The organism is Halanaerobium salsuginis (assembly GCF_900114545.1).
GTDB lineage: Bacteria > Bacillota > Halanaerobiia > Halanaerobiales > Halanaerobiaceae > Halanaerobium > Halanaerobium salsuginis.
On sequence record NZ_FOTI01000006.1, the window covers coordinates 40,904 to 65,783 of the forward strand.

General features: G+C 31.7%; 23 protein-coding genes. 21 read left to right on the forward strand and 2 right to left on the reverse strand.

The annotated features are described in order from the left end of the window. The first annotated feature begins 84 nt into the window (after positions 1–84). The 11 genes from BMZ74_RS03585 to BMZ74_RS03635 are packed head-to-tail and all read left to right on the forward strand — an operon-like array spanning position 85 to position 10,751. On the forward strand, positions 85–765 hold the full coding sequence (locus BMZ74_RS03585; protein WP_089859823.1) for a response regulator transcription factor: 681 nt from the start codon (positions 85–87) through the stop codon (positions 763–765). Then, positions 755–2,185 (forward strand): sensor histidine kinase, encoded by a 1,431-nt coding sequence (locus BMZ74_RS03590; RefSeq protein ID WP_089859827.1) that lies wholly within the window; start codon positions 755–757, stop codon positions 2,183–2,185. The genes BMZ74_RS03585 and BMZ74_RS03590 overlap by 11 nt, the downstream gene beginning before the upstream one ends. 26 nt (positions 2,186–2,211) lie before the next feature. Continuing rightward, positions 2,212–2,532: a hypothetical protein gene (locus BMZ74_RS03595; protein ID WP_089859830.1), complete on the forward strand. Its 321-nt coding sequence runs from the start codon at positions 2,212–2,214 to the stop codon at positions 2,530–2,532. Positions 2,533–2,537: 5 nt separating this feature from the next. Further along, positions 2,538–3,593, forward strand: a complete 1,056-nt coding sequence (locus tag BMZ74_RS03600; protein WP_089859833.1) for a V-type ATPase subunit — start codon at positions 2,538–2,540, stop codon at positions 3,591–3,593. Between the two features lie 3 nt (positions 3,594–3,596). Continuing rightward, the gene (locus BMZ74_RS03605) at positions 3,597–5,516 is read left to right on the forward strand and encodes a V-type ATP synthase subunit I (protein ID WP_089859836.1); all 1,920 of its coding nucleotides are present in this window, start codon (positions 3,597–3,599) and stop codon (positions 5,514–5,516) included. A 25-nt stretch (positions 5,517–5,541) separates the two neighbouring features. Then, positions 5,542–5,961, forward strand: a complete 420-nt coding sequence (locus BMZ74_RS03610; RefSeq protein WP_089859839.1) for an ATP synthase subunit C — start codon at positions 5,542–5,544, stop codon at positions 5,959–5,961. A 25-nt stretch (positions 5,962–5,986) separates the two neighbouring features. Then, positions 5,987–6,298 carry a V-type ATP synthase subunit F gene (locus tag BMZ74_RS03615; protein WP_089859842.1) on the forward strand — a complete coding sequence of 104 codons (312 nt, stop codon included), beginning with the start codon at positions 5,987–5,989 and terminating at the stop codon, positions 6,296–6,298. A gap of 40 nt (positions 6,299–6,338) precedes the next feature. Next, the gene (locus tag BMZ74_RS03620; RefSeq protein ID WP_177181354.1) at positions 6,339–6,929 is read left to right on the forward strand and encodes a V-type ATP synthase subunit E; all 591 of its coding nucleotides are present in this window, start codon (positions 6,339–6,341) and stop codon (positions 6,927–6,929) included. A gap of 30 nt (positions 6,930–6,959) precedes the next feature. Next, the gene (locus tag BMZ74_RS03625; protein ID WP_089859848.1) at positions 6,960–8,729 is read left to right on the forward strand and encodes a V-type ATP synthase subunit A; all 1,770 of its coding nucleotides are present in this window, start codon (positions 6,960–6,962) and stop codon (positions 8,727–8,729) included. Between the two features lie 14 nt (positions 8,730–8,743). After that, the gene (locus tag BMZ74_RS03630) at positions 8,744–10,138 is read left to right on the forward strand and encodes a V-type ATP synthase subunit B (RefSeq protein ID WP_089859851.1); all 1,395 of its coding nucleotides are present in this window, start codon (positions 8,744–8,746) and stop codon (positions 10,136–10,138) included. Then, positions 10,125–10,751, forward strand: coding sequence for a V-type ATP synthase subunit D (locus BMZ74_RS03635; protein ID WP_177181355.1), 627 nt, complete (start codon positions 10,125–10,127; stop codon positions 10,749–10,751). Before BMZ74_RS03630 ends, BMZ74_RS03635 begins: the two co-directional genes overlap by 14 nt. Before the next feature lie 55 nt (positions 10,752–10,806). On the opposite strand, the gene BMZ74_RS03640 is transcribed toward BMZ74_RS03635, so the two are convergent. Beyond that, positions 10,807–12,174, reverse strand: coding sequence for an MATE family efflux transporter (locus tag BMZ74_RS03640; protein WP_089859854.1), 1,368 nt, complete (start codon positions 12,172–12,174; stop codon positions 10,807–10,809). Between the two features lie 104 nt (positions 12,175–12,278). On the opposite strand from BMZ74_RS03640, the gene lspA reads away from it, so the two are divergent. The 5 genes from lspA to BMZ74_RS03665 all read left to right on the forward strand — a co-directional run bounded on the left by lspA (position 12,279) and on the right by BMZ74_RS03665 (position 18,905). Next, positions 12,279–12,776, forward strand: a complete 498-nt coding sequence (gene lspA / locus BMZ74_RS03645; protein WP_245750803.1) for a signal peptidase II — start codon at positions 12,279–12,281, stop codon at positions 12,774–12,776. 9 nt (positions 12,777–12,785) lie between these two features. Continuing rightward, on the forward strand, positions 12,786–13,700 hold the full coding sequence (locus BMZ74_RS03650) for an RluA family pseudouridine synthase (RefSeq protein ID WP_089859857.1): 915 nt from the start codon (positions 12,786–12,788) through the stop codon (positions 13,698–13,700). 61 nt (positions 13,701–13,761) lie between these two features. Continuing rightward, positions 13,762–14,964: an FprA family A-type flavoprotein gene (locus BMZ74_RS03655; protein WP_089859860.1), complete on the forward strand. Its 1,203-nt coding sequence runs from the start codon at positions 13,762–13,764 to the stop codon at positions 14,962–14,964. Positions 14,965–15,242: 278 nt separating this feature from the next. Next, positions 15,243–17,297 (forward strand): elongation factor G, encoded by a 2,055-nt coding sequence (gene fusA / locus BMZ74_RS03660; RefSeq protein WP_089859863.1) that lies wholly within the window; start codon positions 15,243–15,245, stop codon positions 17,295–17,297. A 99-nt stretch (positions 17,298–17,396) separates the two neighbouring features. Continuing rightward, a complete protein-coding gene (locus BMZ74_RS03665; RefSeq protein WP_089859866.1) occupies positions 17,397–18,905 on the forward strand; it encodes a hypothetical protein in 1,509 nt (502 codons plus the stop codon). On the opposite strand, the gene BMZ74_RS03670 is transcribed toward BMZ74_RS03665, so the two are convergent. Next, positions 18,902–20,650 (reverse strand): Rqc2 family fibronectin-binding protein, encoded by a 1,749-nt coding sequence (locus tag BMZ74_RS03670; RefSeq protein WP_089859869.1) that lies wholly within the window; start codon positions 20,648–20,650, stop codon positions 18,902–18,904. The two genes, BMZ74_RS03665 and BMZ74_RS03670, sit on opposite strands and share 4 nt — an antisense overlap. Before the next feature lie 205 nt (positions 20,651–20,855). On the opposite strand from BMZ74_RS03670, the gene remA reads away from it, so the two are divergent. From remA to BMZ74_RS03695, 5 genes are all read left to right on the forward strand, one after another. Then, positions 20,856–21,101, forward strand: coding sequence for an extracellular matrix/biofilm regulator RemA (gene remA, locus BMZ74_RS03675; protein WP_089859872.1), 246 nt, complete (start codon positions 20,856–20,858; stop codon positions 21,099–21,101). Positions 21,102–21,117: 16 nt separating this feature from the next. Beyond that, a complete protein-coding gene (gmk, locus tag BMZ74_RS03680) occupies positions 21,118–21,693 on the forward strand; it encodes a guanylate kinase (RefSeq protein WP_089859877.1) in 576 nt (191 codons plus the stop codon). Beyond that, positions 21,690–21,890, forward strand: a complete 201-nt coding sequence (gene rpoZ / locus BMZ74_RS03685) for a DNA-directed RNA polymerase subunit omega (protein WP_089859880.1) — start codon at positions 21,690–21,692, stop codon at positions 21,888–21,890. The genes gmk and rpoZ overlap by 4 nt, the downstream gene beginning before the upstream one ends. Before the next feature lie 55 nt (positions 21,891–21,945). Beyond that, on the forward strand, positions 21,946–23,130 hold the full coding sequence (gene coaBC, locus BMZ74_RS03690; RefSeq protein ID WP_089859883.1) for a bifunctional phosphopantothenoylcysteine decarboxylase/phosphopantothenate--cysteine ligase CoaBC: 1,185 nt from the start codon (positions 21,946–21,948) through the stop codon (positions 23,128–23,130). Between the two features lie 141 nt (positions 23,131–23,271). Beyond that, positions 23,272–24,831 carry an ABC transporter substrate-binding protein gene (locus BMZ74_RS03695; RefSeq protein WP_089859886.1) on the forward strand — a complete coding sequence of 520 codons (1,560 nt, stop codon included), beginning with the start codon at positions 23,272–23,274 and terminating at the stop codon, positions 24,829–24,831. The last annotated feature ends 49 nt before the right edge of the window (positions 24,832–24,880 follow it).

The following is a 24,880-nucleotide window of genomic DNA, read 5'->3' on the forward strand; positions in this document are numbered from 1 at the left end:
GCCATTTGGCTGCCTTTTTTTTAATCATTTTTTAATTTTTGACTGCTATACTTTTTAAGTAGAAATTAAGAAAGGGTGTTTTTAATGAGGATCCTGGTTGTAGAGGATGAGAAAGACTTGGCTAAAGTCATTAAAAAAAAATTAAATCGAGAAAATTTTACTGTTGATCTTGCCTATGATGGTGAGAAAGCAATTGATTTAACAATTGTTAATGATTATGATTTGATTATCCTGGATATAATGATCCCCAAAAAAAGCGGTCTGGAAGTTTTAACTGAATTAAGAGATTGGAAAGACTCTACGCCAGTATTAATTTTAACTGCTCGTGATAGTATTGAAGACAAAGTAAAGGGATTAAATTTAGGAGCAGATGATTATTTGACTAAACCTTTTGCTTTTGCAGAATTGTTAGCCAGAATTAAAACTATTTTCAGGCGAGGAATCAAAGAATACAGTAATATTTTAAAAAATGGCGATTTGACTCTCAATACAATTAATTATACTGTACAGCGCAAGCAAGAAAAAATTGATCTAACCAGCAAAGAATATTCATTATTAGAATATTTAATGCGTAATCGAGGCCATGTTTTGAGTCGCGGTCAAATTGAAGAACATGTCTGGGGATATATGAGTGGTAATAGTTCTAATATAGTTGATGTTTATATTAGGTTTTTAAGGAAAAAAATTGATGAGGGGTTTTCAGAAAAGATAATTGAAACTGTCAGGGGTCGTGGCTATAGAATGAAGGTAATTAATGATGAATAGCAACTTGAGTTATAAAAAATTTCCTCTGAAAATTAATCTAACTATCTGGTATATGCTTATTTTATTAATAGTTTTACTTTTTTTTAGTGCTGTTATTTATTTTAATTTAAAGACTCAATTAGAAACGGAAGCTAGAAATATTTTGCAGCTTGAAGTTAATAATTTAAAAAATGAACTAGCTAATTTAACTCAAGCTGAATTTAATACTTATTCTAATCAGGCAGATCGTTATTACAATGATCCAGATATTGAGGTTTTCTTTTATAATCAGGCCGGTAAGTTAGAATCTGATTTAGAAATAAATCCATTTATTCCAGAAAGAATAAATGGAAAGCCGCGTTATAATATTATTGAATATCAAGGGCAGAAGTGGTCCTTTATGATTGATTCTTATCAGCTAAAAGGTAATAATATTCAACCTAAAGCTGGATATTTAATGGTTATTTATTCTTTAAAAAAAGAACAATTAATGCTGAAAAAGTTATTGCTAACTATGTTAATAATTATTCCGTTAACATTATTGCTGGCCAGTGGAGGAGGATATTTTCTTTCTAATCGGGCCTTAACAGCCATAGATATAATTTCAGCAACTGCTGAAAAGATAAGCCAGAGTAATCTCTCAAAAAGGATAGAAATAGCTCAACATCGGGAAGATGAAATTGGTAGATTGGTAAAAACTTTAAATAATCTACTGGCTCGACTGGAAAATTCTTTTTACAGGCAGAAACAGTTTAATGCTGATGTTTCGCATGAACTAAGAACTCCAATTTCAGTAATTAAGGCTCATGTAGATGATGCACTAGAATTAGATCAGCACTTAACTACTGAACAGAAAAATATTTTTTTGACTATAAAAAATCAAGTTGATCAAATGAATAGTATGATTTCACAAATGCTTATTTTAGCCAGAGCTGATGATAATAATGTTAAACTTGATAAAGAAAAATTTGATTTAATAATAGTTATTGCAGCTGTAATTGAAGAAATGAATTTACAGGCTGCAGAAAAAGATATAAAAATAGAGAGTAATTTTAAACAGCAGAGTGAGTTTTTAGTAAAAGCAGATTTAAGTTTAATTACACAATTATTGTTAAATTTAGTTGATAATGCAATTAAATATACTAGATCTGGTGGTAAAATAAAAATTAGTTTAACTGATTTAAATAATTATTATAAAATTAGTGTAATTGATAATGGAATTGGTATTAAGGATACTGATCTTAATAATATTTTTAAACGATTTTATAGAGTTGATAAATCTCGGTCTCGTCAATATGGAGGAACAGGACTGGGTCTTTCTATTTGTAAATGGATAGTTGACATGCATGGTGGGGAAATAACTGTTAAAAGCAATTGGGGTTCTGGAACAGAATTCTCAGTTTTTCTGCTTAAAGAAAAAAGTTCTAGCGATTTTAACTAAGTTTTAGTGGGAAGAGGTGAGCAAAAATGCAGGAAGAATTAATTGAAGAAGTCATTAATATTGAAAAGCAAGCCAAAGAACTTAAAAATAGTACAGTTAAAGAAATTGAAGAATTAGAAGAAAAATATCAGCAGAGAATGGATAAAGAAAAAAAATTAAAATTAGCTAAAGCAAAGCAAGATGGGCAAGAATTAGTAGAAAAAAAACAGGCTAATGCAGAAAAATTTGCAGATAACTTAACTGAGGAAAGCAAAAAAGAGATTAAAGCTATAGAATCAGATTATCAGAAGATTAAAGATGACTTATTAAATGATTTTTTTAAAAGAATAATTAGTTCAGGAAGGTGAAAAATATGTCATTTGCTTTACAATATCCTGCTATTAATGCAAAAATTAAAGCGATTAGCAGTAAGATGTTAGCTGATAGTGATTTTGAAAATCTGATTGAGCTAGATACAGTTCAAGCTGCTTTTAATTATCTTTATAATAACACTTATTATAAAGAAGATTTAGAAGAATTATCAGGCAAAGAAATTCATCGTCGTCAGTTAGAATTGAATCTTAAAAAAAGTATAATCTCAGCTGAAAATTTTTTAAAAAAATATCTGGGTTCTAATTCGAAAAAATTTATAGAACATTATTTTAAGAAATATGAGATTGAAGATTTAAAAATCATTTTGCGGACAATCTTAATTGAAAATGAAGAAAATTATCTAGCAGATAATTTGGTTTATATTGAACGAAATCCAGAAATAGATTTTCAAAATCTTGTTCAGGCTTCTTCATTTAATGATTTGCAATCTGCTTTAGCTGGGGTCAGATATGTTAATATTTTAAATGAATATGAAGACCAGTACCATAAAACTAAAAATCTTTTTCCAATTGAAATGTCATTAGATTTTTATTATTTTTCTACTCTAGATAAACTATCAAATAGATTATCTAAAAATGACCGTAAATTCGCAAGGGAGATTGTGGGAACACAAATTGACTTATTAAACTTACAGTGGATTTATAGAATTAAACGTTATTATAATTTGTCTGCTGGAGAAATTTTAAATTATATTATTCCTTTTCATTTTAGAATTACTAAAGAAGAACTACATGATATGAGTCAGACTGATAAAGCAGCTGATTTAAATAAATTTATTAGTTATACTCCCTATAAAAATCTTTTAGAAACAGCTATTAGAGAGGAAAATATAGTTTTTGAAAGATTTTTTCTTAACTATATTTTAAATAGAGTAGAGAAAATAAAGACTAGTAGTTTTTTTAGTATAGCAAATGTAATTGCTTATTTATATATTAAAGAATATGAAGTGAGAGATATAGTAACAATTATTGAGGGGGTAAGATACTCTTTAGCTAGAGAAGATATTAAAAAATATTTAATCCGGGAGGAGGTGTAAATAATGGGAGTGAAAAAAGTAAAAAAGTTTCAAATTCTTGGATTAAAAAAACAAGTTGATTTAATAACAAAAGCTATAATCAAAAATAAACAGATTGAACTATTAAAAAAAGAAAAGTATGAACAAGAGTTTAAGGAATATAAGACTGAAAATCCTTATAAAGATTATTTTTCTCAAATTAGTGATATTTTTTCTAAGTTAAAGCTGGAATCAAATCAAGCAGAACTTGATTTAATTGAAACAACTAAGCTTGATTTAAATCAGCTAGATAATTTTATTAATCCTATTCAGAATAAGTTAGACAAATTAGCGAGAATCAGTAAAAAGATTGATCAGGAAGAAAAACGGCTGCAGAACTTAAAAAAACATATTTATTTAATGAGAAATATGGATGTTCAGCTAGAAGACTTGAAAAATTTATCTTATATAACCCTGATTTTTGGTAGTTTGACTAAAGAGCGCTATAGCAGATTGATTGAAAATGTGACTAATTTACCTATTCTTGTGCTTGAAGTTAACAGCAATGAAGAAAGAGTCTGGTTTTTTACTTTTGCTAAAAAAGAATATGAAGAAAAAGCAATTGATATTCTTAAATCTGCCAATTTTGAACGGATTGAACTACCAGATCGAGTTACTGAACAGCCCCGTTCAATTCTTAAACAGGCAGACCATCGTCTGGAAAAAATAAAGATAATTAGAGAACAAATAAAGCTGGAATATGATAAATTAAAGCATCGCTATCAGGTAGAAATAAAAAATTATTATCAAAAATTACTCTTCTTAAATAAGATAAAAGAGATAGATAATCATTATTATGATGAAAGCAATTATTTTTTCATGGTATCAGGTTGGATTAGTGAAGAAAACGAGGTTGAATTTAAACAGAAAATAGCTGACAAATATCCTGAGGTGATTTATACAAGCCAGAAAATTAATGATATTGATGCTGAAAATCCTCCTACTATAATTGAAAATCCAGGTTGGGTAAAAGGCTTTTCTGCTCTGGTCAAATTATATGGTTTACCTAAATATGGAGAACTTGATCCTTCTTTATTTTTTGCTGTAACTTATATCTTGCTATTTGGAATTATGTTTGGTGATTTAGGTCAGGGATTTATTTTTGCTTTGCTTGGCTATTTAATTATTAATCAGAAAATATCTTTTATTAAAGAAAAGTCTATTGGCCAGGTTCTAATGCTCCTAGGTGGTTCTTCGATGCTATTTGGTATTTTTTATGGTAGTGTTTTTAGTTTAGAATCAATAATTCCAGCTCTGGTTATTAAACCAATGGATAATATAATGAGCTGGCTTGGCTTTACTATTTTAATTGGTATTGTTCTGCTAATTATCGCTATGTTTTTTAATTTATTTAATTCTTTTAAAAATAAAGATTATCAGCAGGCTTTTTTTGCTGAAAGTGGTTTGAGTGGTTTGATTTTTTATTTATTTATTTTAGCTTCTTTAGCAGTTTATGCAATTAAAGGTAGTTTGCTTTTGCCATTATCATTAACAATATTAATTTCTGTTATATTATTAGCTATTATTTTCCTTAAAGAGCCTTTAGGTAATTTAGTTGAAACAGGTAGTTTTAAGATTGAGCAAAGTCTGGGTAATTTCCTTTTAGAATCAGGTTTTGAAATTTTCGATATAGTGCTAAATTATTTTAGTAACACTCTTTCTTTTCTCAGGGTAGGAGCTTTTACTTTAAATCATTTTGGACTTTCAATGGCAGTTATTTTATTAATTAATATGGTAAGTAATCATGCTGGTAGTTTATTTATATTAGTACTTGGTAATTTAATAATTATGGTTTTAGAAGGAGTTGTAGTTGGTATTCAAATTCTCAGATTAGAGTTTTTTGAGATATTCTCTAAGTTTTATAGTGGAACAGGACGGGAATTTAATCCAATTAAGCTTAATTAAGTTGAGATGTAAAGGAGAGAAAAATATGTTAGAAATTTTATTAACAGCAAGTTTATTTATTACATCATTTGTAGGAGGAATTATCATGCTAAAGAAAACAAATAGAAATTGGGTAAAATATTCAGTAGCAGGAATTAATTTAATGTTATTAGTTGCACTTGTATTTTTTGGAATGAATTTTACAATGCCAGCAACTGCATATGCTGCTGGAGAAACTGTTAATGCAGGTTCAAGTATGGGACTTGGTTATTTAGCAGCTGGTCTGGCTGTTGGTTTAGCTTCAGTTGGTGCCGGTATTGCTGTAGGAATAGCTGGTTCGGCAGCTATTGGTGCTATTAGTGAAAAACCAGAAATTTTAGGTAGAGCATTAATTATCATTGGTCTTGGTGAAGGTATTGCTATTTACGGTTTAATTATCTCTATTATTATCTTGGGAAGATTATAAATAGTAGTTAGCAAAGGGTGATTCTATGAAAATCTATTGTATAAGTGATAATATTGATACTAATGTTGGACTCCGTTTAGTAGGAATCAATGGTAAGGTTATTCATAGTCGAGAAGAAGTAATAGCAGAAATTAATCGGGTTAAAGATGACCCAGAAATTGGGATTTTGCTGATTACTAGAAAATTAGCAGAATTGGTACCAGAACTGGTGGATGAGTTAAAATTATCAGCTGGGCTACCATTAATTTTGGAAATCCCTGATCGTCATGTTGACCCTGATCAGGATCAAGAATATATAACTAATTATGTTCAGGAATCAATTGGGATTAAACTTTAGTTAAAAGAGGTGAAAATTGATGGATATAGCTGAAAAGATAATGGCTATAAAAACAGAAATAATTGATGAAGTTAAAGCTGATAATTCTAGTCAGATTGAAGCTAAACGCCAGGAACTAGAAAACAATTACGAAAACTTTCAACAGGATTTAAAAACACAGCAGGAAAGTATTTTAAAATCATATCAAAGTCAGGCTGATCAGAAAAGAGAACAAATTATTTCACGGGCTATTTTAAATAAAAAAAATAAACGCCGTTCTAAATTGAATGAATGTCTGGCAAATTTTATAACTGAATTAGAACAAAGATTAGCTGATTTTACATCAGATCAGGATTATTATCTTTTTATTTTTAACTCAATTAAAAATTCTGCTTCTGCTCTGCCGGATAATAGATTTAAAATTTGGCTGCGCAAAGCAGATCAAAATTTACTTGATGATCTAAAAAATTTACTTGAATTAGAAATGAAAGATTATGAGTTTGAGCTGTCAGTTTCAGATAGAGTAAAATCTGGAGGTTTTATTATTGAAACTTGTTCTAATCAGCAATTAATTGAAAATACTTTTGCTGCTTTAATTGATTCTTATAAAGAAGAAATTGCTATTGAATTAAAAAATCATATTTTAGAATAAATAATTGAGGTTCTTTAGGAGTTGGTAACAATGGAAAAACAGGGTAAAGTAAAGTTTATTAATGGTCCTGTTGTTGAAGCAGAAGGTATGACAGGCTATATAATGAGAGAACTTGTTTATGTTGGTGAAATGAAATTGGTTGGTGAAATAATAGAGCTTGATGGTGATACAGCAACTATTCAGGTTTATGAAGAAACCGGAGGTATGAAGCCAGGTGAACCAGTTTTTTCTACAGGTTATCCATTATCAGTTCAGCTTGGCCCGGGAATTATAGGTAATATTTTTGATGGAATTCAACGCCCTCTTCCTTTTTTAGAAGAAAAAAATGGTCCTTTTATAGCTCGGGGAGCTAAGGTAGATTCTTTAAATCCAGAAAAAGAATGGGATCTGGAAATAAAGGTTGCTCAGGGTGATTATTTAAAGGCAGGACAGATAGTAGCTGAAGTAGAAGAAACTTCTGTTATTACTCATAAAATTATGGTTCCCCCTGGTAAAAAAGGGGAAGTAATAGAAGTAGTCCCTGATGGCCGCTATACAATTGATCAGGTAATTGTTAGATTAAAGGATGAAGAAAATGAATACGAAATAAAGCTGTATCAGGAATGGCCGATCAGAAGTCCCCGCCCTTATGCAGAAAGGCTTGCTTTAACAGAACCATTGCTAACAGGACAGAGAGTTCTCGATACATTTTTTCCGATTGCTAAAGGTGGTACAGCTGCGATTCCAGGTGGGTTTGGTGCTGGCAAAACAATGACTCAGCATCAGTTAGCTAAATGGTCTGATGCTGATTTAATTATTTATATTGGCTGTGGTGAACGCGGTAATGAAATGACAGATGTACTGGAAGAATTTCCGGAACTAACAGATCCTGCTACTGGTAAATCAATGATGGAAAGAACAGTTTTAATTGCTAACACTTCAAATATGCCCGTGTCAGCTAGAGAAGCCAGTATTTATACGGGTATTACTTTAGCTGAATATTATCGAGATATGGGCTACAATGTAGCAATTATGGCTGACTCTACTTCACGCTGGGCAGAAGCACTGCGTGAGATTTCCGGTCGGTTGGAAGAAATGCCAGCTGAAGAAGGTTTTCCTGCTTATTTACCAACTAGATTAGCTGAATTTTACGAAAGAGCTGGTCTGGTTAAAACTCTTGCTCAGGAGAGCGAAGGATCAATTTCACTAATTGGAGCAGTTTCTCCTCCTGGAGCGGACTTTTCTGAGCCAGTTACGCAAAATACTAAACGTTTTGTCCGCTGTTTCTGGGCATTAGACAAGTCATTAGCTGCTTCTCGTCATTTTCCAGCTGTTAATTGGTTGGATAGTTATAGTGAATATCTGGCTGAATTAGCTCCCTGGTTTAAAGAACAAGTTAATGAAGATTGGATTGAACTAAGAAGCAGAGCAATGGCGCTATTAAAAGAAGAATCAAGATTACAAGATATAGTAAAACTTGTTGGTGAAGATGTCTTGCCAGATAATCAGCGCTTAATTTTGGAAATTGCTCGTTTAATAAAAATTGGTTTTCTACAGCAGAATGCGTTTGATGATATTGACAGATATTCAAATATTGAGAAGCAGTACTGGATTATGCATGTTATTTTCTATCTTTATGATCAGGCTTTACCTCTGGTTAAGAAGAATGTACCAATCAGCAAGGTGAAAAACAATGAATTATTTAGCAAATTAATGCGGTTGAAAAATACAGTTGCTAATGATGATATTGTTCAAATAAAAGATTTTAAAAATGAAATAGATAAATTTTACCAGGAACTTGCTGATAACTATAAAAATTAGTGGGTGATTTAATGATGTTAAAAAAAGAATATACAGGACTGGCTAATATAAATGGTCCTTTAATAGTTGTGGAAGGTATAGAAAACGTTGGCTATGATGAAATGGTAGAAATAACTGCTCCTGATGGAGAAATACGGAAAGGGAGGGTATTGCAGGTTAGCTCCAATCGAGCTGTAGTTCAGGTATTTGAAGGAAGTACAGGCTTAAATATTAATCAGAGTCGGGTTAAATTTTTGCAGGAACCAATGAAAGTAGCTTTAACTAAAGATATTTTAGGAAGAGTTTTTAACGGTGTTGGTGAAGCAATTGATGATGGTGGTGATATTTATTCTGAAAACAAATATAATATAAATGGTAATCCAATTAATCCTTATTCACGTCAGTATCCTCGCGATTATATTCAAACAGGAATTTCTGCTATTGATGGTTTAATGACTTTAATTAGAGGTCAAAAATTACCGATATTTTCTGGTAATGGTCTGCCTCATAATGAATTAGCAGCTCAAATAACCAGACAGGCAAAAATTGGTGATGAAAACGAAAATTTTGCGGTAGTTTTTTGTGCAATGGGAATTAAACATGATGAAGCGCGTTATTTTGTCAAAAGTTTTGAAGAAAGTGGAGTTTTACAAAATGTTGTTATGTATACTAATTTGGCCGATGATCCTTCAGTAGAAAGAATTATCGCTCCCCGGGTTGCTTTGACTGCAGCTGAATATCTAGCTTTTGAAGAAAATATGCATATTCTGGTCGTTATGACTGATATGACAAGCTATTCGGAAGCATTACGTGAATTATCTTCCCGACGGGGAGAAGTTCCAAGTAGAAAAGGATATCCTGGTTATCTATATAGTGATCTAGCCAGTCTTTATGAACGGGCTGGAATGATTAAAGGAAGATCAGGTTCAATAACTCAAATTCCAATTTTAACCATGCCTAATGATGATATTACCCATCCAATTCCTGATTTAACCGGATATATTACGGAGGGACAAATTGTATTGGAAAGAGATTTATCTCAGCGAAATGTATATCCACCAATTAATATCTTACCATCTTTGTCGCGGTTAATGAAAGATGGAATTGGAGCTGATTTTACTCGAGAAGATCATCCAGATGTTTCAAGTCAGCTTTATGCTGCTTATTCTCATGTTCAAGAGGTTAAATCACTTGCTTCAGTTATTGGAGAAGATGAATTATCTGAACTTGATCAAGAATATCTTGCTTTTGGGGATGAATTTGAAAATAAATTTTTGAATCAGGATAATCATACTAATCGAAGTATTGCAGAAAGTTTAGATTTAGCCTGGGAATTAATCTCTACTCTGCCGCGTCATGAACTGGACCGGATTGCAGAAGATCTGCTCCAGAAATATTACCGAGGAAACGATCAAGATGGCAAAGCTTAAAGTATCACCTACCAAGAGTAATTTACTTGCAACTAAAAACTCACTTGAGCTGGCAGAGGAAGGGTATGAGTTACTCGATAAAAAAAGAAATGTCTTGATTAAAGAGATGATGGATAGAATTGATGCAGCAAAAGAAATCCAGTCTCAAATTAATAAATATTTTTATAATGCGTATGAAGCTCTGCAGATTGTTGATATTACTCAGGGGATTCAGACAGTTGAGGAAATTGCAGGCGGGATTAATTTAATTGATAATGTAAAAATTAGATCTTATAGTGTAATGGGAGTGGAGATTCCTGAAGTTGAGGAACTAACAGCTGAAATAGCACCTCATTATAGCTTTTATAAGACTAATCTTGCTCTTGATAGAGCTTACGAAAATTTTCAGAAAGTAGTTCAATTGATCAGTCGTCTGGCAGAAATAGAAACTTCAGTTTATAGGCTGGCTACTTCTATCAAAAAAACTCAGAAGAGAGCTAATGCTCTGGAAAATATTATGATTCCTCGTTATAAAACTACAGTTAAATTTATTGAAGAAACTTTAGAAGAAAAAGAGAGAGAAGATTTCTTTAGAATTAAATTGTTAAAAAGTAAAAAGAAAAACAAGAAATAAAAAAAGCTGCCTTACAAGGCAGCTTTTTATTTTCTCATTTTATTTTATAGTCTGATTAAGCCTGTTCATTAAAAAAATTAATCTCAGCCCATTTCATTTTAGTGAATCGTCTAATAACAATAAGTGAGATCAATAAAAATGAACTAACTTCAGCTAGCCAGACTCCAGCAACCCCAAGATCTTTAATTACAATAAGATAATAAGAAAGAGGTACAAAAATTATCCAGAGTCTAAAAATTGTAATATACATAGCACCTTTAGTATCTCCAGCACCTCGTAAGCCTCCAATCATTATAGAAACAAATGCTAAAAAGCTCTGATTAAAGGCAACAATTTTTAAAACAGGTGCCGAATAATCAATAACCTGTTTTTCATTAGTAAAGATACGCAAAGCAAAATCAGGCAGTAAAAAATAGAACATAGCAATTGAAGTTCCAATAATGGTTCCTAAAATAGCTGCAGTTAAGCCACTTTTTAAGGATTCTTGAGGATTATTTTCTCCCAAATGTTTACCAACTATGGTAGTAGCAGCAATTGCTATACCTATTGCTGGCATAAAAGAGATAGACTCAATGTTTAAAAGAATTCGGAAAGATGCTTCAGCAGTTGTATCTAATTTAGAAACAAAAATACCATTAACAAAAAAGGCCAACTGCATAAATAACTGTTCTATGCCAGCTGCATAACTTAAATTAATCAAAGGTTTAAAAATTGTTTTAGTTATCTTCATTTCTTTTAAATGTAATCTCAACCGACTATTTTTACTTTTAAAAATTGATAAGTACATAGCAGCAGCAAAGAATCTTGCAAAAGCAGTAGAAATTGCTGCTCCAGCTATTCCTAATTCAGGAAAGATACCAAAACCAGTTATTAATAAATAATTACCAATAATATTTAAAATATTTGAAATACCAGTAATATACATCGGAGTTTTAGTATCACCAGCGCCTCTTAAGGAAGCAGCAGCTGCAAAAGAAATAAACATAAAAATCTGTCCAATAGCAATATAACGCAGATAAGTACTTCCATAATTGCTCACTTTTTCAGTAATATCATAAACATTTAAGATTTGTCTAGCAAAAAAGAAAGTAAAAACTGTTATAATTACTCCCAATAAAATATTAAGACTCAGGTTTTCGTTCATTATTTTATTCATTCTTTGACGATTATTTTCCCCATAACTTCTTGAAATCATAGCAGTTGCTCCAGCGTTAAAAGCAGAGAAAACAAAAATTAATGTAAAAATAATTTGATTTGCAAAACCAACAGCGGCTAGAGCTTCTTTACCGATAAAACGGCTAATCATAACTGTATCCGCCATGCCTACCAGAGTATTAAGTGACATTTCCATCATAGCTGGTAATGCTAAAAATAAAATTGACTTAACCCTTATCTTTTGTGTTTCTGTGAAAATTTTTTCCATTTTAATCTATCCTTTATTTACTTTTCGGATGTGAGAGGACGGGTAAATAATCATCCTTTTCTAATACTAACATATAACAGAATAATATAAAAGCCTAAATTTAATTGTTTAAATTAAAGCGATATGTTAAAATTATTATTGGAGTTGAGTTTATGCAGATGATGGTCTTTACAATTTTATTATTGGGATTTGATCAGTTAATTAAATTCTGGATTAGAAATAACTTAGCTGAGTTTGAGCATTTAAAATTTGGAGTAGATTTTGTCTATTTAACTTTTATTAAGAATAGAGGAGCTGCTTTTGGAATTTTGAGTGGTCAGCGTTATTTATTTATTTTTCTTAGTATTTTACTGTTGATATTACTTAGTTTTTTTTACTATAAAAATCTGCAAGCTGATTTAATAGGATCATTAGCACTAAGTTTTATCTTAGCTGGTGGATTATCCAATTTAATAGATCGATTTTGGCTGCATTATGTGGTTGATTTTTTAGCTTTTAATTTGTTCAGCTTTTCTAATCTTCCTGTTATTAATCTAGCTGATATACTTATTTGTATAGGTAGTTTATTACTAATTTATAGAGCTTTTCTGCTTGAAAATTGAGGTGTTAGAATGGAAAAAATTAATTTAAATATAACGGAATCAGGAGCAGGTCAGAGAATTGATAAATTTTTGGCGGCTCAGTTGGATGATTTTTCACGTTCATATATTCAAAATTTGATTGCAGCAGCTAAAATAACTGTTGCTGATGAAAAAGTTCAGAATAGTTATCAGCTTAAAATTGGGGATCAAGTTAAAATTTTAGTCGAAGCAAAGTCAAGTGAGATTGAAGCTGTAGCAATGCCTTTAGATATTGTTTATCAGGATACTGATATAATTGTTATTAATAAAAGAGCAGACCGAGTTGTTCACCCTGCCCCGGGCCACTATGATGATACAATTGTAAATGCTCTGCTGGCAGAAGTTGATAATCTTTCTACAATTAATGGAGTTAAAAGACCCGGGATTGTCCATCGACTGGATAAAGATACTTCTGGTATTTTAATTGTAGCTAAGAATGATAGAAGTCATAAATCACTGGCAGCTCAGTTTAAAGAGCGTAAAGTAGAAAAATATTATTATGCTCTTTTAGAAGGAGATTTGCCATATGAAAAAGGAAAAATTGATGCTCCAATTGGTAGAGATCCTGGACATCGCAAAAAAATGGCAGTGCGAAAAAGGAACAGTAAAAAAGCAGTTAGTCGTTTTAAAGTGTTAGAAAAATTTGCTGGCTATACCTTAGTTGAAGTTAAGATTGAAACTGGCAGAACCCATCAGATTAGAGTTCACTTTTCTTACTTAGGTTATCCTGTTGTAGGTGATAGAAAATACGGCTCACAGAATAAGCTAGCAGTAACTAGACAGCTTCTTCATGCTAGACGTTTAATTATTGAACATCCAGGTACAGGTTATAGGATAGAGTTTGTTGCAGACTTGAAAGATGATTTTAGAGATATACTGACAAAGTTGAGAAAAAAAGTCGAGTAAATAAGCAGGAGAATTTTATTAAAAGAAGAATTTAAGATATAAATATAAGGAGGAGATTTATTTGTATAATTCTATAAAATTAACAGACAAAGTTCACTGGGTAGGAGTAAACGACAAAGAAACAGATCTTTTCGAATCCCTCTGGCCTTTACCAGAAGGTATTGCATATAATTCTTATATTATTAATGATGATAAGGTAGCTTTAATTGATACAGTGAAAATAAACTATACTGATACTTATTTAGAAAAAGTTAGAGATGTGATTGGAGATAAAAAAGTTGATTATTTAATTATTAATCATATGGAACCTGATCATTCTGGTTCAATCAAATCTGTATTGGAAGCATATCCTGAAATGAAGATTATTGGTAATGCTAAAACAATGAATTTTCTGGAAGGCTTTTATGGAATTACTGAAGGAACTCAGGTAATTAAAGATGGTGATGAGCTTGATTTAGGATCTCGTAAGCTGAAATTCTTTATAACTCCAATGGTTCACTGGCCAGAAACAATGATGACCTATGATCAAAAAGATAAAATCTTATTTGCTGGTGATGTTTTTGGGGGCTTTGGATCTTTGAATGGATTCTTATTTGATGATGAAGTTAACATTGATCATTATGAGGATGAAATTAGGCGTTATTTCTCCAATATCATTGGTAAATATGGTCCTGTTGCTCATCGGACAATCAGCAGACTTGGTAAAGAAATTGAGCCCGAAATGATTGCTTCAACTCATGGATTAGTCTGGCGAGAAGATCCTGCGCATATTATTCAAGAATATGATAAATGGAGTCAGCAGGAAACTGAAGAAGGAGTTGTAGTAGTTTATGGTTCAATGTATGGTAATACTAAAGTTATGGCAGAAGCTGTGGCCAGATCTCTATCTGAAAATGGAATAGAGCAAATTAGGCTATTTGATGTTTCAAGAAAGCATCCTTCTTTTATTATTAATGATATTTGGAAATATAATGGTATTGTTCTGGGAAGTTGTACTTATAATACTGAAATATTCCCTCCAATGGATTACCTGCTTAAAGCTCTAGAAAGTAGGAATATTAAAAATAGAGTACTCGGTATTTTTGGATCTTATAGTTGGAGTGGTGGTGCTCTAGACCGTCTCAAAGAATTTAAGGAAAATGTTAACTGCCAGTTAGTTGACCCTGTAATTGAATCACAGCATGCTCCTTCAAGCGAAATTCTTGAAAAATGCTATGAAATTGGCAAAAATGTAGCTTCAGCAGTTAAAGAAAATAATGAGTAATTCTGCTTAATAATAAAGATTATAAAATAATTTAGTAAATATTAAAACAGCAGTTGTTAACTGGGTCTTATTTAACGGTTTAGCTGCTGTTTTTTTATCTATTAAATATTCAAAAAATTAAAGGAATTTAAATAACTTTTGTAGAAGTATTAATTTACAGAACAATTCTTCTGTCAGCTAATAAAATTTTATTGACTAGTTTACGTTAATGAAAATTATTGGGATTTTTACTGACAGCCAGAGGATAAAAACAATAAAATGAAAGGTTGGTGGAAAAAATGAGTGAAATTGCCAGTAAAGATATTAGGAATTTTTGCTTTGTATCACATGGAGGTGCGGGTAAATCAACATTAACTGAAATGCTGCTTTATAATGCTGGAGTAATTGAGCAGCCAGGTAGTGTTGATAAAGGAAGTTTGCAATCTGATTATCGACCTGTTGAAAAAGAACATAAGCATTCAGTTCACAATAGTTATTTTAATTTTGAGTGGCATAATAAATTATTTCATTTTATTGATACACCTGGTTATGCTGATTTTAGAAGTGAGGTTGTTAGTGCTTTAAAAATGGTGGAAAGCGCAGTTTTGTTAATTGATGCTGCAGCTGGAATTGAAGTTAATACAGGCTTTGTCTGGAAATTGGCAGATCAAAATGATTTAGCAAAAGCTGTTTTTATTAATAAGATTGATAAAGAAGATGCAAATTTTGATCAAGTAGTAGAAGATCTCCGAAGTACTTATGATGATAGTTTTGCTATTGTAACTATTCCCTATTATGAAGCAGGAGAGTTTATTGGAATAATTGATTTGCTTGATGAAAAATTATATAAAAGTGAGTCAGGTAAGCAAAAATCATATCCTATTCCGGAATCTGAGCAAGAAAGAGTAGCTGATTATGTTTTAAAATTAACTGAAGAAATTGTTGAATTAAAAGAAGATTTAATGCTCAAATATCTGGAAGGTGAAGAAATAACAATTAAGGAATTAACTAGAGCTTTTGAAGAAGAAGTTGCAGGAGAAGAACTAGTTCCTGTTTTCGCTGGCTCAGCTACTGAAAACTGTGGAGTAGCTAAGTTTCTGGATGATTTAAGTAAAATACTGCCTTCAGCTGCTGAAGCTCAATTAACTGAATTAAGTGATTCAGATCAGGCACCACTTCCAAATGCAGATAGCTCTTTTAGTGCTCAGGTATGTAAAACAATTGTAGATCCTTATATAGGTAAATTATCTATTTTTAGGGTTTTTTCCGGAAATGTAGAACGAGATCAAGAAGTTGAAATAGCCAATTCAGGTCAAAAAATTAAAATCGGCAAACTTTATAAGCTGGCAGGTTCAAATCAGAATAATGTTGATCAATTGAGTGCTGGAGAGATTGGTGCTGTTGCTAAAATTGATGCTTTAGAAACTTCCTCCACTATGCGTGAACCAGAAACAAAAGTTATTTACCGGCCGCTTATTTTTCCAGCCCCAATGTATAGCCGGGCAGCTTATCCTGCTGCTGGAATAGATGAAGAAAAAATGGCTGCTGCTTTGCAGCGCTATAGTGATTCAGATCCAACCTTTAAAGTTGAATTTAATAAGATAACTAAAGAATTAACTTTAACTGGCATGGGGACAATACATTTTATTTTGATTAAAGAGGAGTGTAAGCGTAAGTATGAAATAGATTTTGAATTAAGAGAACCTAAAGTAGCCTATCGTGAAACAATTCAGGGTAAGGCAAATGTAGAAGAAAAATATAAAAAACAGTCTGGTGGTCGGGGGCAGTATGGTCATGTTTTAATGAAAATGGAACCCCTTAGCCGCGGCAAAGGTTTTGAATTTGAAGAAGAAATTTTTGGTGGAGCAATTCCAAATCAATATATACCAGCTGTAGAAAAAGGTATTGTTGAAGCTAAAGGAGAAGGTGTCCTGGCTGGCTATCCGGTTGTTGATTTTAAAGTTATTCTTTATGATGGTTCTTATCATGATGTTGATTCATCAGAAATGGCCTTTAAAATTGCAGCTTCAAAGGCATTTCGTAAAGGACTTGAGTTAGCTCATCCAGTCTTATTAGAGCCCGTTATGAAAGTGAGAGTAACAGTTCCCCAGGAATTTATGGGAGATATTATGGGAGATTTTAATTCCCGGCGGGGCAGGATACAGGGCATGGATCCTCAAGATGGGGTTCAGATAATTAAGGCAGAAGTACCACAGGCAGAAATGTTTAATTATGCAGTTGAATTAAAATCAATTACAGGTGGTTATGGATCTTTTACTATGAAGTTTTCTCATTATGATAAAGTACCAGCAGAAATTAGTGAGAAAATAATTAGTCTAGCTCAAGTTGTTTGATTTAACAGAGGTATTAATAAAAATAAATATTTTAAAAAGACCAGCACTATGCTGGTCTTTTTGCTTTTAGTATTGTATAATGGCGGTGGAGGAATGAATATGGAATTTATTTTGATTATTATAGCTTCATTATTATTAAGTTTACCTCTTTATTTGCCTGGTCTATTTTTTGCAAGTTGGTTTGCATTTTTGCCTATTTATTTTTTAAGCAGGAGGCTTGACTTTAGACATGGGTTAATTAGTATTTTTATAGTTGGTTTACTTAATGCTGCGCTTAGCTTTTATTGGTTGTATCAACCTCTTAAAAATCAACTTTCTATGCCTTTTTCCTTTAATTTTTTATTATTATTAATTTATTTTATTATTTCAGCTTTATTTATTAGCATCTGGTTTATAGTTAATAAATTCTTACAGCCAAAAGCTTCTTATAGCCCTTTAATAGCTGCTTTAAGCTGGAGCTGTCTTGAATATTTACGTTTTAATTTTTTAGACTTAAATCCTTTTGCTTATCTTGGTTATACTCAAACTAATTTTACTTATTTAATGAAATTTGCTTCTTTTGGAGGAATGTTTTTAGTATCTTTTTTAACAGTTTTAATTGGTGGATATTTAGTAAAGATATTTATTAATCCTTCTTTTAAGAGAGCTGTACCTTTATTATTGATTTTATTTTTCATTTTTACATTTCCTCATTTTTATTATGCAGCTGCTCCAGCTGCTAAAGCTGGTCCAGAAATTGATCTTTTAATAAATAATGATTCAGCAAATTTTATTAATAGACAAATTAATGATAGATTTAATCTATTAGATGAGGAAATAACCACATTAGCTAAGTTAATTAATTCCAGTAATAGCAAATATTTATTTACAGCGGCTAATTCTCTGCATTTTGATCTACCCAGGAATGGATATTATAGAACGCAATTTTTAGATAAAATAACTAAATCACAACAGGATACTTATCTTCAATTAGGAGTTAATAGCTATAGAAAAGCTGGTTTTAAAGAACGGAATTCTTTTTCATTATTATTAGATCCAGATTTAGAAGTTAAATATAGGCTGCCAAAAAACAATAATATTTTAGCTGGATTACAAATTTTTGCTAAAAAACATCTGCAAAAAATATTAGCTAATCAGATTGACTTTAAAATAAATCCAGTCAGCAGTCAATTTATTGAATTACCAGATTTCAGTTATTTAAATTTAATCACAGATGAGATTTTTACGCCTCTAGCTGTTAGTAGAGTAAATCTAGATAAAAATTATAATTTGCTAATTTATACAGCTGACAACAGTGATTTTAGGGGGGTAGTTTACAATAACCTGAGCTGGTCTGCAGCAGTCATGAGAGCGGCTGAAAGCAGAATATCTGTTGTTGCAGCAGTTAGTTCTGGTTATAGTGGTTATATTAATTTTGGCGCTAAGTCAGTAAAGAAGGTAAGACTGGCCCGGGGATTAATTTCAGTTAAACCTGCTTTAATAAATTATCAGACCTATTATGAAAAACAGCCTGATCGAGTTATTAATTTCTTATTAGTTATGCTGGCAGTAATATTTATTTTAAAATTATTATTTATTATAGCAGCAAAAAGAGACAGCAGAAATTAATCTGCTGTCATTTTTTTTATTACTTCTAGATCTGGATCAATATAAATTGTCTGATAATTATCATAATAGACAAGACCAGGTTTTGCTCCTTTAGGTTTATTGACATTTTCTACCTGGGTATAATCTATTGGAACATTTTTTGATTGTCGTGCCTTACTGTAGTATGCAGCCAGAACAGCAGCTTCATTTATTGTTTGTTCAGGAACATCTTTAGCTGTATCACGCTTAATTATCACATGTGAGCCAGCTATTGTTTTGGTATGCAGCCAGAGATCACCTTGATTAGCAATTTTTTTAGTTAATTGATCATTTTGACGATTATTTCTACCAACTAAAATTTGGTAACCATCGCTAGAAATAAATTTGCGTGGTTTTAAACGAGCTGTTTGCTTTTTGCGATTTTTTTTCTGCTGTTTTTTAATATATCCTTCATCTTTCAGCTCATCTTTTATTTCATCAAGATCATTTAAAGTTTCAGCCTGTTCGATATTTAAACTAACCTGGTTTAAATATTTTTCTTCATGTCTTAATTTAGCAATTTCTCTTTTTAAATGTTTCACACTTTTTTTAAGCTTATTATATTTTTTGAAATATTTTTGAGCATTTTCAGAGGCAGTTAAATCTGGTCTTAGTTTGATTTTTAGTTTAGACTGGTCAGAAGAATAATAATCAGTAACTTCAACTTCATTACTACCTTTTTTAATTTGATAAATATTAGCAGTAATTAATTCACCGTATTTTTTATATTTTTCAGCATTTTTACTGTCCGCTAATTGTTGCTTTAACTTTTCCTGTTTTTTAATGGTTTTTTGCAGATAATTATTAACTACTTTGTTTACTTCTCTAATTGAATGATTTAATTTTTTGTTTTTTAAGAAGTTCTTATAATAGTAGTCCATCATTTCATCAAAATCAGTAAATCTTTTGCTTTCGGTAACTTTCCTATAATTTAAAGGGAAAGCTGAAATATAATCTAATTTATGATCTGTTAAACCAATTATAGCTTGATATTCTTGCTGTTTAATTAAAGTAGTTAAATTCAAGAAAGATTTAGCTAAACTTTCTTTATCCGCCCTAGATAAATCTTGATAATTTAAGCCACTTTCTATACCAGCACGATGAACAATCTCTCGAGCTGAATAAGGACCGATACCTCTGAAATTAAACATTACAGCTCTAAATGATGCCTGATTAAAGTCGGCTGGAATAGCTGTTAAGAAATCAAATTTATTTTGAGGAACTAAAGGATTTATTTTTTGCTGACCGGGAGGATAATGATAATTAACTCCAGGATATAGTTCTCTTTCACTACTCTGTTTATTGGTAATTCTTTTCATAGCATCTAAAACTATTTCTTTATCATCAAGTAAAATAACATTACTATATTTACCCATTAATTCTGCAATTAATTTATATTCTTTTCCTCTTTTTTCTATATTAATTTCAATTATTCTTTCAAATTCAGGTTGAATTATTTTTGTGATATAAGAATTTTTAAGATATTTTCTTAACAGCATACAAAAGTCAGGGGGATAAGCAGGAAATTCGTAATCTAAATTAGTTAGATTGATTCTCGCCCCTTCTGCATCAGTAGAAATTAATAATTGCAGATTTTTATTTTGCTGTCTTAATCTGACAATCAACTGTTTTTGTTCAATTTGATACACTTTTTCTATTCTTGCTCCAATAATTTTTGCTTGTAGATTATCTTTAAGGGCAGATAGTAAGATCCCATCAAAAGCCATTTTTATCACTCCAATTTAGCTTTCTAAATATTATTTTAGTTTAACTTTAGTTTACTTTAGTATAAAAGAAAGTTTGCTGTGAGTCAATCATGATCTTTAATTCCCTTGTCAAAAAAGAACTGCTGTGGTATTATTAATAAAAGATAAAAATCGAGTATTGAGTAGCTTTTTAAATATAAATAGAGATTTTAGGAGGTAATAAAAGATGGATGTTAGTTTAATTAATATTGGATTTGGCAATATTATTGCAGCAAACAGAGTTATTGCGGTTGTAAGTCCAGAATCAGCACCAATCAAGAGAATTATTCAGGAAGCAAGAGAAAGAGGCATGTTGATTGATGCTACCTATGGTCGTAGAACAAGAGCTGTTATTATTACTGATAGTGATCATGTAGTTTTATCTGCAATTCAGCCAGAAACTGTTTCCCACCGCCTGGAAGATGATAAATAAAGTGGAGGTTAGATAAATGAACAGAGGAATCTTATTTGTATTATCTGGCCCGTCTGGAGTGGGAAAAAATACTGTACTAGATGAATTATTTGAAAACTTTTCCGGTGTTTCTTATTCAGTTTCTGCTACTACTCGACAGGCTAGGAATGGAGAAATTGACGGAGAAGATTATTTTTTTATTTCTGAACAAAAATTTAAAGAGATTGAAGCAAACAATGGTTTTATTGAAAGTGCCAAGGTTCATGGGCACTGTTACGGAACCCCCAAAAAGTTTGTTGATGAGCGGTTAGCTAAAGGTGAAGATATAATTTTAGAAATAGACACTCAGGGTGCTAAGCAGGTAAGAAAGAAATATCCTGAAGCTGTTTATATTTTTTTGCTGCCGCCTTCTCTAAAAGAGCTCGAAAATAGACTTGATAAAAGAGGCTCTGAAGACGCAAAAACAAAGAATATTCGTCTTCATAATGCACGGCAAGAACTTAAAGAGGTACATAATTATGATTATGAGGTTGTTAATGACAGCCTGGCTGAAGCAGTCAGGAAAATAAAAAAAATTATTGTTGCTGAACAAGAAAGGAGAGATCAGGAATGATTAATCAACCTTCTGCAGAAAAGCTGTCCACGAAAGCAGATAGTCTTTATACTATAATTATTATGGCAGCTAAAAGGGCCAGACAATTAAATGGTAATGAGAACTATTTGTTAGAAAAATATCGCAGTCATAAAATTGTTTCGCGTAGTTTAGAAGAAATTGAAAAAGATAAAATAAACTATCGAAAACATGAATAAAAGTTTATTTTTTAAGTAAAGTGATGGTGATTTTTCAATATTTAAGGAGGAGAAAATGGCTGCTAATATTGTTTTAGGAGTAACAGGCGGCATAGCTGCTTATAAAATGCTGCAGGTTGCCAGTAATCTAACTAAATTAAATCATAATGTTTATACGATTATGACGGAATCTGCTACTAAGTTTATTAATCCTCTGACTTTTCATTCACTGACTCATCTCCCGGTTGAAACAGACTTGTTTTCAAGTACAAGTAATGAAGTTAAACATATTGAACTTGCTGATCAGGCAGATGTATTTTTAATAGCGCCTGCTTCAGCAAATTTTTTAGGTAAAGCTGCAGCTGGAATTGCTGATGATTTATTAACAACAGTAATTTTAGCCAGCCGGGCACCGATCATAGTTGCACCATCAATGAATGTGCATATGTTTGAAAATCAGATTGTACAACAAAATATGACTGTTCTGGCTGAGCGTGGTTATCAGATAATATCCCCAGCTGCTGGTTATTTAGCTTGTGGATATACTGGTAAAGGCAGGCTGCCAGAACCAGAATTACTTGTTGAAGCTGTTTTAAAAGAATTAAGCAAAAAAGATTTAACTGGTAAAAATATCTTAATTACAGCTGGACCAACTAGAGAAGCAATTGATCCAGTTAGATTTATCAGCAATAATTCTAGCGGTAAAATGGGATATGCCTTAGCTAAAGCTGCTGCTTATCGAGGGGCAGATGTTACTTTAATTTCTGGTCCGACTGCTTTAACTCCTCCAGTTGGAGTTAACTATATTGCTGTTAAAACTGCTGCTGAAATGAAAACAGAAGTAGATAATAATTTTTCTAAATCGGATATTACAATTATGGCTGCAGCTGTTGCTGATTATAGACCACTGCAGACAAACTCGGAAAAGTTAAAAAAGTCTACTGGGAATCTAAAAGTTGAGTTAACAAGAACTACTGATATTTTAGCCGAAATAGCTAAAAATAAAAGAAAAGATCAATTAGTAGTAGGTTTTGCTGCTGAAAGCCAGAATTTGTTAGCTAATGCTCAGAAAAAATTAGAAGAAAAAGCAGCAGATTTTATTATTGCAAATGATATTAGTTTACCGGATCTCGGTTTTGGTAGTAATAATAATAAAATTACAATCTTAACTGGAGAGTCTAAAACTACTCTGCCGGTACAGAGCAAAGAAAAACTGGCCCATAAGATTTTTGATTATTTAATTGATTCAGGCCGGAAATAATTGACTTTATTAATAATTTAATCTATAATTAATTTAAGAATTTTAGTGAAAAGTAGAAATTATAGATGTTCTGGAGGTGATTTTAAAGTAGCTTATTTTTTTCAAAATATAAAAAAATAATTGAGGAGGAAGAAGTTTAGTATGAAAAAAATTATTTTAACAACTTTTATTCTTTTAGTATTAATGTCAGTTGTAGTTACCGGTGCCATGGCTCAACAGCAGGGTGGTACTTTGGTGTTTGGTCGTGGAGGAGATTCAGTAGGGCTTGACCCAATTCAGGTAACTGATGGTGAATCATTTAAAGTTACCCAGCAAATTTATGATACCCTGGTTGACTATACACCTGGCACTACAGAAGTAGAACCAGCTCTGGCAACAGACTGGGAAGTATCTGATGATGGCTTAACCTGGACTTTTCATTTAAGAGAAGGTGTTCAATTCCATGATGGAACTCCTTTCAATGCTGAAGCAGTTAAATTTAATTTTGACCGCTGGCGTTTAGAAGATAATCCTTACCATATTGGGGGAGAATTTACCTATTATAGTTACATGTTCCAGGGATTCCCGGGGATTATTCAAGAAGTTAATGTGGTAGATGATTATACAATAGAGTTTGTACTTTCTGAAAAACAGGCTCCTTTCTTAAATAATCTGGCTATGGTTCCTTTTGGTATTGCCAGTCCTACAGCAGTAAAAAAATATGGAGAAGATTACTTTAAACATCCAGTAGGGACAGGAGCATATGTTTTAGATGAATGGCGTCAGGGCGATAGAGTGATTTTAAAAGCAAATGAAAATTATTGGCGTGAAAGAGCTTATCTTGATGAAATTGTTTTCCGTTCCATTCCTGATAATTCAGCTAGATTTATGGAATTACAATCTGGCACTATTGATATGATGGATGGTGTTAGTCCTGAAGATGTTGAAAGTGTTAACAGCAATGATCAGTTACAGCTTTCTTTAAGACCAAGTATGAATGTTGGTTATTTTGCAATGAACTTTAACTTTGAACCTTTTGATAATGTTAAAGTGAGAAAAGCTTTTAATTATGCAATTGATAAACAGGCTATAATTGATGCTTTTTATGCTGGTTTAGCAGAACCTGCTAAAAATCCAATGCCACCTTCTATATGGGGATATAATGATGATATTGAAGCATATGATTATAATCCAGAAAAAGCTAAAGAATTGTTGACAGAAGCAGGCTATGAAGATGGGTTTGAGTTTGATCTCTGGTATTTACCGGTGCCAAGACCCTATATTCCACAGGGTAAATTTATCGCTCAGGCTATTCAAAGTTATTTGAGTGATATAGGAGTAACTGCAAATTTAGTTACTTATGACTGGAGTACCTATCTTGATAAAACAGAACACCAAGAGGCACCTACTTATATGTTAGGTTGGACTGGTGATAATGGTGATCCAGATAACTTCTTATATGTACTGCTTGATAAGACTAATAGTAATAATGCTTATGTCAGTGAGGAATTACATGATATTCTGGTTGAAGCACAAAAAACTATGGATCATGAGAAGAGAGTTGAACTTTATAACCAAGCACAGGAAATTATTCATGAAGATGCTCCCTGGGTACCTTTAGTTCACTCCACACCACCAATTGCTTTAAAATCTAATGTCAAAAACTATATTCCAAACCCAACTGGAACAGAAAAATTACACAGAGTTTGGTTAGAAAATTAGTATTTGACTAAAAGTGAATCAAATAATTAATCTGCGGCTGGTAATGGCC